This is a genomic window from Neobacillus sp. DFD-2R, from assembly GCF_057747865.1.
Genome location: NZ_CM173228.1, coordinates 1,412,556 through 1,426,835 on the forward strand (window position 1 = coordinate 1,412,556; position 14,280 = coordinate 1,426,835).

General features: G+C 40.3%; 14 protein-coding genes. 12 read left to right on the plus strand and 2 right to left on the minus strand.

The genetic code is table 11. The features are described from left to right. Positions 1 to 50 precede the first annotated feature (50 nt). The 4 genes from AC3ANV_RS06805 (at position 51) to pheA (ending at position 3,461) form a co-directional block, all read left to right on the plus strand. A complete protein-coding gene (locus AC3ANV_RS06805; protein WP_488312879.1) occupies positions 51 to 602 on the plus strand; it encodes a Spo0B C-terminal domain-containing protein in 552 nt (183 codons plus the stop codon). A gap of 143 nt (positions 603 to 745) precedes the next feature. Next, positions 746 to 2,035: a GTPase ObgE gene (obgE, locus tag AC3ANV_RS06810; RefSeq protein ID WP_488312880.1), complete on the plus strand. Its 1,290-nt coding sequence runs from the start codon at positions 746 to 748 to the stop codon at positions 2,033 to 2,035. Between the two features lie 31 nt (positions 2,036 to 2,066). After that, positions 2,067 to 2,522: an ACT domain-containing protein gene (locus tag AC3ANV_RS06815; protein WP_488312881.1), complete on the plus strand. Its 456-nt coding sequence runs from the start codon at positions 2,067 to 2,069 to the stop codon at positions 2,520 to 2,522. A gap of 87 nt (positions 2,523 to 2,609) precedes the next feature. Further along, positions 2,610 to 3,461, plus strand: a complete 852-nt coding sequence (gene pheA / locus AC3ANV_RS06820; RefSeq protein WP_488312882.1) for a prephenate dehydratase — start codon at positions 2,610 to 2,612, stop codon at positions 3,459 to 3,461. A gap of 142 nt (positions 3,462 to 3,603) precedes the next feature. On the opposite strand, the gene AC3ANV_RS06825 is transcribed toward pheA, so the two are convergent. Together AC3ANV_RS06825 and AC3ANV_RS06830 are read right to left on the minus strand one after the other, a co-directional pair. Beyond that, positions 3,604 to 4,143: a 3H domain-containing protein gene (locus AC3ANV_RS06825; RefSeq protein ID WP_488312883.1), complete on the minus strand. Its 540-nt coding sequence runs from the start codon at positions 4,141 to 4,143 to the stop codon at positions 3,604 to 3,606. Positions 4,144 to 4,185: 42 nt separating this feature from the next. Further along, positions 4,186 to 5,334, minus strand: coding sequence for an IscS subfamily cysteine desulfurase (locus tag AC3ANV_RS06830; RefSeq protein WP_488312884.1), 1,149 nt, complete (start codon positions 5,332 to 5,334; stop codon positions 4,186 to 4,188). 111 nt (positions 5,335 to 5,445) lie between these two features. Here AC3ANV_RS06830 and nadB point away from each other — a divergent pair, with 111 nt between their 5' ends. From nadB to ruvA, 8 genes are all read left to right on the plus strand, one after another. Continuing rightward, positions 5,446 to 7,026 carry an L-aspartate oxidase gene (gene nadB, locus AC3ANV_RS06835; protein ID WP_488312885.1) on the plus strand — a complete coding sequence of 527 codons (1,581 nt, stop codon included), beginning with the start codon at positions 5,446 to 5,448 and terminating at the stop codon, positions 7,024 to 7,026. Continuing rightward, complete coding sequence (nadC, locus tag AC3ANV_RS06840; RefSeq protein WP_488312886.1) at positions 6,995 to 7,843, plus strand: carboxylating nicotinate-nucleotide diphosphorylase; 849 nt, start codon at positions 6,995 to 6,997, stop codon at positions 7,841 to 7,843. The genes nadB and nadC overlap by 32 nt, the downstream gene beginning before the upstream one ends. 1 nt (position 7,844) lies before the next feature. Further along, entirely contained in the window at positions 7,845 to 8,948 is a 1,104-nt protein-coding gene (gene nadA / locus AC3ANV_RS06845) for a quinolinate synthase NadA (RefSeq protein ID WP_488312887.1), read from the plus strand. A 325-nt stretch (positions 8,949 to 9,273) separates the two neighbouring features. Continuing rightward, on the plus strand, positions 9,274 to 10,995 hold the full coding sequence (safA, locus tag AC3ANV_RS06850; RefSeq protein WP_488312888.1) for a SafA/ExsA family spore coat assembly protein: 1,722 nt from the start codon (positions 9,274 to 9,276) through the stop codon (positions 10,993 to 10,995). After that, on the plus strand, positions 10,979 to 11,959 hold the full coding sequence (locus tag AC3ANV_RS06855) for a phosphotransferase (protein WP_488312889.1): 981 nt from the start codon (positions 10,979 to 10,981) through the stop codon (positions 11,957 to 11,959). The genes safA and AC3ANV_RS06855 overlap by 17 nt, the downstream gene beginning before the upstream one ends. Before the next feature lie 102 nt (positions 11,960 to 12,061). Then, positions 12,062 to 12,742 (plus strand): YhcN/YlaJ family sporulation lipoprotein, encoded by a 681-nt coding sequence (locus AC3ANV_RS06860; RefSeq protein ID WP_488312890.1) that lies wholly within the window; start codon positions 12,062 to 12,064, stop codon positions 12,740 to 12,742. 255 nt (positions 12,743 to 12,997) lie between these two features. Further along, positions 12,998 to 13,474 carry a BofC C-terminal domain-containing protein gene (locus AC3ANV_RS06865; RefSeq protein ID WP_488312891.1) on the plus strand — a complete coding sequence of 159 codons (477 nt, stop codon included), beginning with the start codon at positions 12,998 to 13,000 and terminating at the stop codon, positions 13,472 to 13,474. A 183-nt stretch (positions 13,475 to 13,657) separates the two neighbouring features. Continuing rightward, on the plus strand, positions 13,658 to 14,272 hold the full coding sequence (gene ruvA / locus AC3ANV_RS06870; RefSeq protein ID WP_488314152.1) for a Holliday junction branch migration protein RuvA: 615 nt from the start codon (positions 13,658 to 13,660) through the stop codon (positions 14,270 to 14,272). The last annotated feature ends 8 nt before the right edge of the window (positions 14,273 to 14,280 follow it).

Consider the following 14,280-nt stretch of genomic DNA (forward strand, 5'->3'; position numbering starts at 1 on the left):
GATATACTATCAGCAAACAGTTTTTAAGGCACTTGGGTAGGAGTGTAGGTATGAATAAAGAATGGGATATCGTGGAAGTGCTCAGGCACTCACGGCATGATTGGTTAAATAGATTACAATTAATAAAAGGAAACTTGGATCTAAATAGATTTGACCGGGCAAAAGAAGTGATTGATGAAATTGTGATTGAGGCTCAGCATGAGTCAAAGCTATCCAATTTAAACTGCCCATTGTTCGCCTCATTACTCTTAAAATCAAATTGGGAGGGCCATTCCTTTCAACTTGAATATGAGGTCCTTCAAGAGTCCGAATCCTTAACAATTAACGATTTAGTTCTAACAAATTGGACAAACTCACTTTTTGTATGTTTGAATTCGGCGATAGAGCCGTTCCAAGAAAACCATTTGTCGATCACAATTGACTTGCAAAAAGATGGTGTTCGTTTCTTTTTTGATTTTAGCGGGATAATAATTAAAAATGAACTGATTGAACAATTCCTTAACGATCCACAACCAAATAAGATGGATATTGCGGTCAAGGAATTCTTTGAAAACGAACTCGCATTAGAAGTTTTTATGCCTTTTATAATAAGAAAAGGGTAAAGCTGCGATTCTCGTCGTGACATCAGTTAATTTAATGGATGCAGTAGAAGTGTGTTACTTTATTTATGTTTAGCTTCAGCGCCTGGCGAATATGTACTTCGCTAAACAAGCGCTTACGCTTTTCTATTGACGGGAGGAATTAAATGTTTGTCGATCAAGTTAAGATATATGTAAAAGGTGGAGATGGCGGCAATGGAATGGTCGCGTTTCGCCGTGAAAAATATGTTCCGAATGGCGGACCCGCAGGCGGTGACGGCGGAAAAGGCGCCAATGTGATTTTTGAAGTTAACGAGGGTTTACGTACTTTGATGGATTTCCGTTATCAGCGGCATTTTAAAGCACCTCGTGGTGAACATGGAATGTCAAAAGGCATGCATGGGAAAAATTCAAAGGATATGATTGTCAAAGTGCCGCCTGGAACGGTTGTCATTGATGCCAATACCCAGGAAGTCATTGCTGACTTGGTTGAAGATGGCCAGCGCGCGGTTATTGCAAAAGGCGGTCGTGGCGGAAGAGGAAATACCCGATTTGCCACTCCTTCTAATCCCGCACCGGAGATTTCGGAAAATGGAGAGCCGGGACAAGAACGTGATGTCGTTCTTGAATTAAAGCTCCTAGCGGATGTTGGCCTTGTCGGATTTCCGAGTGTTGGAAAATCCACTTTATTATCGGTAGTTTCATCAGCAAAGCCGAAAATAGCCGAATACCATTTTACGACGATCGTTCCGAACCTTGGGATGGTTGAAACCGAGGATGGCAGGAGCTTCGTTATGGCGGATCTTCCCGGACTGATTGAAGGGGCTCACGCGGGTGTCGGTCTTGGACATCAATTTTTACGTCATATTGAGCGGACAAGAGTCATTGTTCATGTTATAGATATGGCGGCAACAGAAGGCAGAGATCCATTTGAGGATTACCTGACGATTAATAAAGAATTAAAAGAGTATAATCTGCGCTTGACGGAGCGTCCGCAGATTATTGTTGCAAATAAAATGGATATGCCTGATGCGGAAGAAAATTTGCAGAAATTTAAAGAACAGCTTCAAGAGGATTATCCCATTTTTCCAATCTCGGCAGTTACACGAAAAGGATTGCGTGAGCTATTGTTTGCAGTTACGGATAAGTTGGAGGAGACACCTGAATTCCCGCTTGAACACGAGGAAGAGGAAGCAGGAGTACATCGAGTTCTTTATAAACACGAAGCAGATCCGGAAGCATTTACGATTACAAGAGACCCGGATGGTTCATATGTAATCTCCGGTGAAAAGCTTGAGAAATTATTTAAGATGACAGACTTCTCAAGAGAAGAATCCGTCAGACGTTTTTCAAGGCAGCTTCGCGGGCTTGGTGTTGACGATGCTTTAAGGCAAAGAGGAGCAAAAGACGGGGATATCGTTAAATTACTAGACTTTGAATTCGAATTTATTGAGTAGCCTTCCCTGGATCCGGAGGTAGAGTACAAAGATGAAAATGGATAAATCAGATAAAAAATTTTACTTGGTCCGTGAGGATGTTTTACCGGAAGCGATGAAAAAAACGCTTGAAGTAAAAGAAATGCTTGAAAGAGGTAAGGTAGAATCTGTTTGGGAAGCTGTCCGCCAGGTTGATTTAAGCAGAAGTGCTTTTTATAAATACCGGGATACAGTTTTTCCGTTCTCGACGATCAAAAAGGAACGATTGGTCTCACTTTTTTTCCATCTGGAGGACCGCTCAGGGACATTGTCTAAATTGCTGGGTGTTGTTGCTTCGTCAGGATGTAATGTACTGACCATTCACCAAACGATCCCATTACAAGGAAGAGCGAACGTAACACTTTCGTTAAATACATCCGATATCCATATGGAAATTGAGGATTTACTTAATGAATTAAGAAAACTGGAGTTTGTAGAAAAAGTGGAGGTGCTGGGAACAGGTGCATAAAGAACAGAAATGTTCAATATGCCCGGCTGGTCTCAGCTTTCTTTTTTGAGATGTTATATATAGAGTATATAGAGAGTGGGGAGAGCAATGAAAGTCGGATATTTAGGGCCAAAGGCTACATTCACTGAATTAGCGGTGAAGCGGGTTTTTCCGGAATTAGAGTTTGAACCGTATCGAACAATACCGGAATGCATAGATGCTGTTGTGGAAAAACAGGTGGAACTGGCAGTTGTTCCCGTAGAAAATGCTCTTGAAGGTTCCGTTAATATAACGCTTGATTATTTGACACATGAGGTTCAAATTCCAATTATTGGTGAAATCACAATCCCAATACGACAGCATCTAATGGTTCATCCATCAAATAAGGAAGATTGGCGGAATGTGAGTAAGGTGTATAGTCATTCACATGCGATTGCCCAGTGCCATAAATTTTTACATACTCAGTTTAAAGGAATTCCCTTTGAAAGTGTGAGTTCAACAGCTGCGGCTGCTCAAATGGTAACGGATCATCCTGAAATGAAAACAGCTGCGATTGCTAATGAATTAGCAGCAAATGAATACGGGCTAACTATCGTTCAAAGAGACATACATGATTTTGATTATAACCATACTCGATTTTTAATTCTATCCGGACAAAAGGTAGATTTTCCATCAATAAGTTCCAGAGGTTATAAAACAACTTTGATGATTACACTTCCTTCGGACCATCCGGGAGCTCTTCATCAAGTATTATCAGCCTTTGCCTGGAGAAAATTAAACATGTCAAAAATCGAATCAAGGCCGATGAAAACAGGAATTGGCAATTATTTTTTCATTATTGATTTGGAAATGAAGCTTGATGATGTTTTAATCCCGGGAACAGTTGCCGAACTGGAAGCATTAGGCTGCGGCGTGAAATTATTAGGAAGCTATCCTTCCTTTATGTTGGATTTAAACTAAAAAGGACCCCATTGGGTCCTTTATTTCAATAACTGTCCGGCTCCACAAGAGTAAGCTTCGGAAGCGCTAAACGGGCGCTTGCGCTTTCCTATTTCGCATAAGTGCAACTACGCTTCTGCCTTCGCCCTTAGGCGATTTTTCTTTATGTTTCCATCAATATTCCTTCTGCCTTAAGAGCTTCTTCTGCATGATCAAGAATTTTCTCGCTCGCTGCCGTAATGGTATGAAGATGGATCCCCTCTGTTAATTCCGATAAAAATGAGGCTTTGGAGGTTTGAATATTTTCCATAAACTGTTTCACTTCCTGCCGATTCGAAACCATTATCGAAGCAGTCAAATCTCCATAAACCGCATGTTCAATTCTAACATCCTTCACCATTACCCCGTGATCAACTAATAAATTAAGCTCCTTTTCGGTATCTTCCGGTTTATGGCGACAGGCAATCGTCCTTTGGAAAAGTGGAGCACCGGTATTCTGTTTTAAATACATATAGCCTTGGCTCGTTGCAAGAATAGGTTCACTTTTTGCCTTAAGAAGTGTAATATCGCCAACAATCACTTGTCTGCTTACATTTGTTCTTGTTGCTAATTCACTTCCGGTAATAGGAACAGGGCTTTCTTTTAGCTGCTGTAAAATTAAATTCCTCCTTTCTTCTCCTAATATTTTTTTCTGCTCTGTCATAGGAACCCTCCTTCTGTTTTTTATTCTAGCAAATAATGATTTTTAAATAACCGAATTGGCCTTATATTCTTTAACAACATTCACTATATTTTGGCCGAGCTTCAGAACATCATCCATAGTGGTTGTTCTGCCAAATGAGATACGGATAAATTCTTTTGCTTCCCTGATGTCTAAATCCATTGCTTGCATTGCTTTTGCAGGGGATTGCATACCTACTTGGCAGGCGCTTCCTGTTGAAATCGCGAAGCCCAACCGATTGCATTCCAGCATCATCCATTGACCCTCGATGCCTGCAATCCGCATCCCAATGATCTGAGGAAGCTGAGAGCTTTCGTCAGCCTGAAATAGTTGAACCCACTTTTTTATTGGGGCAATTGTCTCAATAAAAGCTTTCCGAAGGTGGAGAAATTTGTTTTTTTCCTCATGTATTTGGTTGCATATTTTTTGTGCGGCAACCGTCATCGCAGCAATAGCAGGGACGTTAATTGTGCCCGGTCTAAGACCTTTTTCATGTGAGCCCCCCGGGAAAAAAGGGCTCCAGGAAATGGCGGGGTCAATAAAAAGGCCGCCAATCCCTTTTGGACCATATATTTTATGACCCGAAAAAGAAAAGCTACTAACTAAAGGAGCAAGGTTTGTTAGATCAATTTTTCCAAAAGATTGGACAAAATCGCTATGAAAATGAATATGATTGGCTTTGCAAATACCGGCTATGTTTTCGATTGGTTGGATAGTGCCAATTTCAGAATTAACATGTTGAATCGAAACGAGAATGGTTTCAGGTGTTATCAAATTAACCAATTTCTCCTGATCAATCATGCCTGAAGAATTAAACGGTACCCGAGTAACACGATAACCTGCATTTTCTAATCTTTTAATCGTACCGTGTACGGAGGAATGTTCTGCCATTCCCATTATAATATGGTTTCCTTTTCTTTTCGGAGCAGAAAGTAGGGCTTCGATCGCCAAAAAGTTTCCCTCAGAACCACCACTCGTAAAGAACAGCCCTTTTTTATCAACTCCTAATAGACTTGATAATTCTTCACGGCAATTTTCAAGCAAGGCAGAGGATTGTCCTCCAATGTCATGGAGGCTGCTTGAATTTCCAAAGTATTCAGTTGCTATTTTCACATATACATTTGCTGCTTCGGAATCTAACGGAGTGGTTGCCGCAAAATCAAAATATATCATCCTGCATTTCTCCAATTCTCATATTTTTATTGCGAAAAAAATACTTGTAATTAGTTTAATTCTATGTAAATATAGATGTCAAGACACCTGTTAATCCTGGAGGGCCAGAATATGACAAATAGTGATGTGTTAATAATTGGAAGTGGAGTAGCTGCGTTACAACTGGCTGTTCTCTTAAATAAGGATGTAAATGTGAGAATTCTCACAAAGTCAAATTTAAGGACAGCGAATTCCTATTTGGCTCAAGGCGGAATTGCAGCTGCCATTGGCTCACATGACCACCCTTCAAAACATTTTGTCGATACTCTTGAAGCAGGAAGATACCAAAATAACCGTGAAGTAGTTGAGCAAATCATTAATGAAGCGCCAACGCTCATAAAGGATATATCCGGCAATGGTAATCTTTTTGATAAAAATCAAAATGGCGACTTGCTCCTTGGGATGGAAGGCGCCCATAGTGAAAAGAGAATCGTTCACGGTGGCGGAGATGCAACAGGAAAGAATTTAATGGAATTCCTGATAAGCCAGCTAAGCGAAAATGTGATTATCGAAGAAAATACATTTGCCTTTGAATTGATTGTTAATAAAGTAAAAAATCGCTGTACGGGTGTAAAGGTGAAAAAACCTGATGGCACGATTCAAATCCATTACGGGACACATATTATTATTGCAACCGGCGGTTGCGGTCAATTATACAGCTATACTTCAAACGCAAACACGGTAAGCGGTGATGGGATTGCAATGGCTTACTTAGCCGGTGCTGAAATCATGGACATGGAATTTATTCAATTTCATCCAACACTTTTGTATATTGATGGTGAAACAAAGGGATTAATTTCTGAAGCTGTTCGCGGAGAGGGTGCCATTCTGATAACGTCAGATGGAACTCCAATCATGGAAGGAGTTCACCCCTATAAAGACCTTGCCCCAAGGCATGTGGTTTCGCAAACAATCTATGAATATATAAAAAATGGAAATAAAGTTTACTTAGATATTAGTAAAATTGAAAACTTTCATATACGATTTCCTTCAATTACCTCTCTTTGTGAAGAAAATGGAATTCATTTAGCGGAGGGCAGGCTTCCGGTTGCCCCGGGATGTCATTTCTTAATGGGGGGAATTAAAACAGATTTAATCGGGAGAACTTCCATTGACGGGCTTTTTGCAATTGGTGAAGCAGCCTGCACCGGTTTGCATGGTGCAAACCGGTTAGCGAGCAATTCCTTATTAGAGGGATTGTATCAAGGGAAAAAGCTATCGGAATGGATAAATTCAGCCATGTTAAAATCTTTAAATTTTGAACGAATAACAGTAAATATTTCTCTTAATAAAAATAATGTAATGTTGCCGGATATTGAGTTATTAAAGAGTTTGATGATGGAAAGAGTAGGAATTGTACGGAGCGGGTTAGCTCTCCAAAAACAAAAAAACTGGCTTGAACAATTTAAGGTTCAAGAAATAAATGAATGGGATTCATTTACTGTTTCTGAACTATCAAAACTATTCATGCTGATTATCGCTCAACTCATCACAGAATCCGCATTGAAACGGACTGAAAGCCGCGGTGGACACTTTAGAAGTGATTATCCGTTTGAAGATGATCGTAATTGGTTAAGGAAATCAATCATCCATAAACATAACAGGGAAACGGAGAAGACAAATGAACACATTGAAACTGCGCTCGCTAATTGAGAATTTTTTTATCGAAGATATAGGTGAACAGGATATCACCACTGATTTGATTTTTTCAGAAGATACGAATGGGGAAATTGTTTTTTTAGCTAAAGAGGCTGGTGTTTTTTGTGGAGAAGCAATCATAAAAAACGGTTTTCATTTGTTAAATAATCAAATTAGCGCCAGGGTTTTTGTAAAAGATGGAGAATCCTTTGAAATCGGCCAAAAGCTTGCCATCGTTTCAGGGAAAATCGCTGACCTGCTAAAAGGAGAAAGAGTCATCCTAAATCTAATTCAAAGGATGAGCGGGATTGCAACACTTACTCAAAAAGCGGTAACCACCTTGAACAGCGACTATACGAAAATATGCGATACCCGGAAAACGACTCCCGGACTTCGGATGCTGGAAAAATATGCGGTTCGCTGCGGTGGAGGCTTTAATCACCGATTTGGATTGTATGACGGCGTCATGATTAAGGATAATCATATTTCGTTTGCAGGATCGATAACAAGTGCCGTTGACGCCGTTCGTCAAAATGCCGGACATATGGTGAAGATTGAAGTTGAAGTTGAGACAGAAGAACAGGTCATTGAGGCAGTTCAGGCCGGTGCTGATGTCATTATGTTTGATAATCGTACCCCGGAAGAGATCAAGGAATTCATTAAATTGGTACCGTCACATATCATTACTGAAGCTTCGGGCGGTATCCAATTAAGTAATCTTGCTGACTATCGTGAAACGGGAGTTCACTATATTTCCCTTGGCTTTTTAACTCACTCTTATAAAGCACTTGACCTTAGTGTGAAAGTGTTATGGAACAAAGGAGAGGAATAAAATGAACATTTTGGCTTCCTTGCAAAAAACTATCATGATTCCTGAAAAATATCGGCAAATGTCGAGAGAAGAGCTAGAGTCTCGCGTAATCGAAGTGAAGGAAAGATTAGGAAATCGGCTTTTTATCCCCGGTCATCATTATCAAAAGGATGAAGTCATTCAATTTGCTGATGCAACTGGTGATTCGTTAAAATTGGCGCAGTTATCTGCGGAAAACACTGAAGCTGAATTTATCGTTTTTTGCGGTGTCCATTTTATGGCAGAAACGGCTGATATTCTTACAAGTGAGAATCAGAAGGTATTTTTACCGGATATGCGTGCCGGCTGTTCGATGGCAGACATGGCAGATATTCAGCAAACAGAAAGAGCATGGGAGAAATTGCAGGCGATTTTTGGAGATACCATCCTTCCGTTAACCTATGTCAATTCCACTGCCGCCATTAAAGCTTTTGTGGGTGCCAAGGGTGGAGCTACAGTAACCTCCTCCAATGCCGAGACAATGGTTAAATGGGCATTCGGCCAGAAAGAACGTATTTTATTCTTACCGGATCAGCATCTTGGAAGAAATACGGCTGCTGATTTAGGAATTCCGCTAGATGAAATGGCTATCTGGAATCCAATTAGCAACTCGCTGGAGTACGAAGGCGATTTTTCAAAAATAAAAGTTATATTATGGAAGGGCCACTGCTCCGTACATGAAAATTTCACGGTACAGAATGTTATTGAAACAAGAAACCAATATCCAAATATGAAAATTATTGTCCATCCCGAATGTCGCCGTGAGGTTGTGGAATTAGCGGATGAAGCAGGTTCTACAAGCTATATTATCAACGCAATTGAAAAGGCAAAACCTGGTTCTGAGTGGGCTATCGGGACCGAAATGAACCTTGTTAAACGCTTGATAAACAATCATCCGGAACAGAATATTATTTCTTTAAATCCCCATATGTGTCCATGTCTGACCATGAATCGGATTGATTTGCCACATTTAGTGTGGAGCTTGGATACACTAGAAGAAAACAGCAATCATAATCTTATTAAGGTTAATGATGAAATTGCCCATGATGCTAAATTAGCTTTAGAAAGAATGTTGATTAATTCTTAAAAAACAGTGATGGTAGATGCAATTTTACAGTTGCATCTATTTTTTTTTGGCTATGGTAAAACTCATTGTTGATTTAGCTCACTATGTTGTTGGAGCGAAAATCAACATACAAGTTTAACATAGCTTTTTTTAAAATGTAAATTTGTACTGAAGAAAAGCCCTGGTACTAAAGGAGGAAAGTAGTTCCTGTAAGCGCCGGCAAATAAATCATCAGAGTCTGATTCATATTTTTTCGAAAAAAAGCATAAGTTTTTGTGAAGTATATTAGCACTTTGCCCATTTTCACATACACTATATGGACTTATGCCATAGGAGGGAAATCAGAGTGAAGATCCATATCGTACAGAAAGGGGATACTCTTTGGAAGATCGCCAAGAAGTACGGCGTGAATTTTGAAGAGCTGAAAAAGATGAATTCACAGCTCAGCAACCCTGATATGATTATGCCCGGTATGAAAGTAAAAGTCCCAACATCTGGTGGAACAATAAAGAAAGAAATACCAATGGGGACTAAACCGGAAGCTGCCATCAATTTAGGAGTCAAGAAAGAAATGCCGATTGCTGAGCATCCGTTTGCAAAAGAGAAGCCTAAAGAAATGCCAATTGTTGAAGCTCCCAAAAAGGAAGTTCCAATAAAGGAAGCTCCAATAAAGGAAGTTCCAATTGCAAAAGAAGCACCGAAAGTACCTTATACTCCTAAAATGCCTCTACAAATTGTCCCAGAAATTGATATTAACAATTATTATACGATGAACATGCAAAATATGACTGTTCAACAGCCGCAGCTTCCGCCTAAACCAGCAAATATACTTCCTGAGGTAAAAGAAGTTCCAATGAAAGAAGTACCAAAGCCAGTGGTGGAAGCACCAGTTGAAGCACCGGCACCTGTACCTGTTGAACAACCACAATATTGTGTTCCGGTTACACCGGTAATGCCGGGACCTGGATTTTGCCCGCCATTTGAACCATTCATGCCATATCCACATGTTCCGGGCGCTGCTTTTCCAGCGGGTCCGGGATTCATGCCAACAGCACCTGGGTATATGCCGACAGCACCGGAGTATATGCCAACAGCACCGGGATATGTGCCAACAACGCCTGGGTATGTGCCAACAGCACCGGGAGTCGCCCCAGCTGCCGCTGGCACATCATACATTCCGCCGCATTTTGGTGATGAATCATCATCGTTTATGCCGCAAATGCCTATGATGAGCCATGGGTATAATCCTGGAGCTGCAATGGGAAGCCCGGTTGTACAACAACCGATACAAACACCATATATGGACCCTGCAGCCCAATATCCGATGGGTGGATACCAGCCCGGTTCCCCTGGAGTAGCACCTGCAGGTTACCCTGAAGGCTACCCTGGAGCAGCGCCAACGGGTTATCCGGGAGGCTACCCCGGAGCAGCGCCAACGGGTTATCCGGGAGGCTACCCTGGAGCAGCGCCAACGGGTTATCCGGGAGGCTACCCTGGAGCAGCGCCAACGGGTTATCCGGGAGGTTACCCTGGAGCAGCACCAACGGGTTATCCGGGAAGTTATCCGGGAACAGCGCCAATGGGCTACCCGGGAATGGCATCAGGAGGATATCCACCGGCGCAATATCCGGCTGAATATGCCCCTTCTGCTCCTGTTCATGGGTACAATACAGGGATGACTGCGCCTCATGGGCAATATCCATATGGGTACCCACAAATGGAGGGTCATGTAATGGGAGCGGAATTTGAATCACCGGAATATTCCGGACCGGCAGTCGGGACACAAATGCCGTATATGCAGCAGCCATTCCCGCAAGGACTTCCGGTAGGAACTGGAGCATTAGGTGATTGCGGTTGCGGAGGACCTGTGCCAACTCAGATGCCGGTCACTAATCAGGTGCCAACTCCTACCTATGTACCAACAACTCCACCGGTTTACAGTGCACCCTATACTGCACCGGTGAATGTGGCACAGCCTCCTTTTATGAATCCTTATGGAATGGGTCCGGGAGAATCTCCGTACAGTATGCCGCGGTACCAAGATGAAAGCAATGAATACAGCGGTTAACCAAAAAGGAGACGATGATTTTTTTGATCGTCTCCTCTCTTATTTTAGGTCCCAATTTTTCGAAAAAATAATTGAGTTTGTTCCGATTCGAAAGTCGGTTTTTTTGCTAAAAACAGAAAAAAATACTTACATCATCAAAGGCTATCACATGTATAGCAAACTTAGACTTCAAGAAGCTTTTACGGCTACCTTAAGAAAAGAAGGATTCTCCAATACTTACCTGTTTGTTACTCCTCCCGTAAAAGAACAGCTCTTTTTTGAAGGATTGCATTTTGGTTGTATGGAATACCTTGAACCGAATAAAATACCTTTTTCCTTTCATTCTCATAAAAATCGCCAGGAAGGAATGGAATTATTAGAGCAATTTCATCAAATTACATCATCCTTTGAGGCACGGTACCGTACCTTGCTCCCAAAAGGCCATCTTCTTGAAAAATGGAAAGAAAGATTAACTCTTTTTTTGAAAAATTTACCGGTTATGAGGTATTTTATCAATGAGAAGTTTCTTTCAGAAATGGTTTCATGGGCAAATTGGTCCTTGAAGGGGATGGAGAAGAACCGGCTCTTTTTTTTAAAGGAACCATTTGTCATCCTTCATGGTGATGTGGCACATCATAATTTTTTGCGTAACAAAGCGGGAAATTTACAATTAATCGATTTTGATTTAATTAGTATTGGCCCTAATTCTTTAGATTATTTACAATATGCAAATCGAATCCTTCCTTATATGGATTGGTCTTTTAACCAACTTTCACAAATGCAGCAAATCCAATCCTTCTTAAATGAAAATGCATTTCTTTATGCTTTAGCCTTTCCTGCTGATATTTTTCGGGAATGGAACCGAATCATAAGGGAACAAACTTATAAAGACCATACAAAATTTAAGCAGGTAATGGAAATGACGATTGGTCAATTTTATTTGAGAAAACAATTCATTAATCAAGTTAAAAATTTAATTCTTTGATGATGCATTGGTCGTTTCTGGCAGTATGAAATCCTCGTCAAGGTAACAACCTAATAAAGAGCATTTTACAATGCTCAGGATGTTACCAAGGGGGTTTTTCGCTTGAATAGAAAGCAGTGGATGATTCCTCTTTCAGCTGTGATTGTGGTCGGACTGGCGGGTTGTGGAACGAACAATCGAGCAGGCGTCAATAATAATGAAAATCCTGCACGTCCAATGGGATATTACTCAAATGAAAAACATCCAATAGGAACCTATACGGGATTCAATGACAATGATGGCCCATTAACAGAAATGATGGACCATAATCTTGGGGCAGAGGGCAAATTTCAAAAGGATCAAAATCGAAGGCTATTGCAGACAAGAGACAAAAATGGAAATCCTCCAAACCCAACAAAACCGCTCGCGAGCTATGACCGAAATTTTTTTCAACGTGATAATCGCTTTAGCACAAGTGATGTGAATTATCATGGCCATTTGAATCAAAATATAGCAAATACCGGCTATGCCACTGATTACGGAGTTAATAAAAAAGTATCCGATAAAATCAGAAAAAAAGCCGAATCGGTTAAAAACGTTCAGGATGTCCATTCCGTTATCTATGGTAATTCAGTTTTAATTTCCGTTGATTTAATCGATAAAAACCGGGCAAAAGAAACGAAAAAAGCCGTCCGGGAAGCGGTGAAGCCTTACGTTAATGGGAAATCGGTAACTGTAATTATAGATGAAGGTACGTTTAGCCGTGACCGTAACATCAACTTTGATCTTCAAGGGGCTAGGTAAAATCATCCATATTTTAAGGGCAGGGCTTTCGGGCTTTGCCCTTCTTATTATGGATAAGTGCAATTTAGGATTCTTTCACTCTAATATCTTTTAGGATAAAAAGGCAATAAAAGGCTAAACTATGAATGTAAGAGCTGATCGATTTTTAACCATAAGAGGTGATTATGCATGAGGTTCAATTGGATAGCATTGTCTCGGTATTGTTTAACCGTACTTACATGTTTACTCTTCATATTATTAGGAAAAGCCCCGGGAATGCTTTTGAACGGCTCCGCCGCGCAACAGGATAACCATCACTACCTGCAAAAGACGGAACCTCTGCACATTACTGTTTTATTAGAAAGAATGTATTTAGATGGAGAAATCAGTCAAGAAGTTGTTCAAGAGACTTGCTGGTCATTAGAAAATTTTTGGGCCAAGTATGATCAATGGCAGCTAAAAGATATAGATGAATCCCAAATGGTATTTAGGAAAAAAATCGATGATATTTCGCCGTTACTTAAGGCAAATGGATATTTTGGAATTACCGATGAAGGTGTGTTAACTATTTTTAATGGCAGACCTGACCGATCAAGAATTATTCAATCCTTTTTTCAAATAGATGTTAAGAAATTAGAAAGCAAGAAACAAGAAGAACTGCTGCAAGGGATTCCCATTAAAACAAAAGATCGCTATGTGGAAGTATTAGAAACATTTAAGCACTATTCCAAAAAGGACGTGCAAGCAAATTAAATCAACCGAAATACAAATCAGACTGATTTCATATCAGCCTGGTTTTTTGTTTTTCTTCATACACCCTAAAATTTTATGATAGAATGGAGTACAGTGCGTAAAAAAGTATCCATGAATTTACCATTTAGCTGCTTCTTGCATAAGCTTTCTGAGATGGGGATAACGTTAGAGGAGAGAATGGCATTGTATGAATTTATCAAAGGGACCGTAGAGTTTGTCGGGCCTGAATATATTGTTATCGAGAATAATGGGATTGGCTATCAAATTTCAACACCAAATCCATTTGTATATTCCGGTAAAATGGAACATAAGGTTACGGTATTTACCTATCATTACGTTCGTGAGGATATAATGGCACTGTACGGATTCGATTCGAGAGAAGAAAAGAAACTATTTACTAAATTATTAAATGTTTCCGGTATTGGGCCAAAAGGCGCACTGGCGATTTTGGCATCGGGTGAGGTACAGCAGGTGGTCTCAGCAATTGAAAATGAGGATGAAGGGTTCCTAATAAAATTCCCGGGAGTTGGAAAAAAAACGGCAAGACAAATGATTCTCGATTTAAAGGGAAAATTACAGGATATTGTACCCGACTTTTTTCCGAATCTATTTAATGCTGATTCCTTTACAGTTGAAGCAAAATCTATATCAAATATGGCCTTTGAAGAAGCGATTCTCGCTTTGAAAGCCCTTGGTTATTCAGATAAAGAAATTAAAAAGATTTCACCTGAATTACGTAATGAAAAGTTAACCACAGATCAATACATTAAAAAAGCCCTACAGCGGCTATTAAAATAAGGTGATGA

Excerpts from the sequence above, each read along its gene's own strand:
- AC3ANV_RS06805 (WP_488312879.1), top strand. The coding sequence starts at position 51 with ATGAATAAAGAATGGGATATCGTGGAAGTGCTCAGGCACTCACGGCAT.
- obgE (WP_488312880.1), top strand. The coding sequence starts at position 746 with ATGTTTGTCGATCAAGTTAAGATATATGTAAAAGGTGGAGATGGCGGC.
- AC3ANV_RS06815 (WP_488312881.1), top strand. The coding sequence starts at position 2,067 with ATGAAAATGGATAAATCAGATAAAAAATTTTACTTGGTCCGTGAGGAT.
- pheA (WP_488312882.1), top strand. The coding sequence starts at position 2,610 with ATGAAAGTCGGATATTTAGGGCCAAAGGCTACATTCACTGAATTAGCG.
- AC3ANV_RS06825 (WP_488312883.1), bottom strand. The coding sequence starts at position 4,143 with ATGACAGAGCAGAAAAAAATATTAGGAGAAGAAAGGAGGAATTTAATT.
- AC3ANV_RS06830 (WP_488312884.1), bottom strand. The coding sequence starts at position 5,334 with ATGATATATTTTGATTTTGCGGCAACCACTCCGTTAGATTCCGAAGCA.
- nadB (WP_488312885.1), top strand. The coding sequence starts at position 5,446 with ATGACAAATAGTGATGTGTTAATAATTGGAAGTGGAGTAGCTGCGTTA.
- nadC (WP_488312886.1), top strand. The coding sequence starts at position 6,995 with ATGAACACATTGAAACTGCGCTCGCTAATTGAGAATTTTTTTATCGAA.
- nadA (WP_488312887.1), top strand. The coding sequence starts at position 7,845 with ATGAACATTTTGGCTTCCTTGCAAAAAACTATCATGATTCCTGAAAAA.
- AC3ANV_RS06855 (WP_488312889.1), top strand. The coding sequence starts at position 10,979 with ATGAATACAGCGGTTAACCAAAAAGGAGACGATGATTTTTTTGATCGT.
- AC3ANV_RS06865 (WP_488312891.1), top strand. The coding sequence starts at position 12,998 with ATGCTTTTGAACGGCTCCGCCGCGCAACAGGATAACCATCACTACCTG.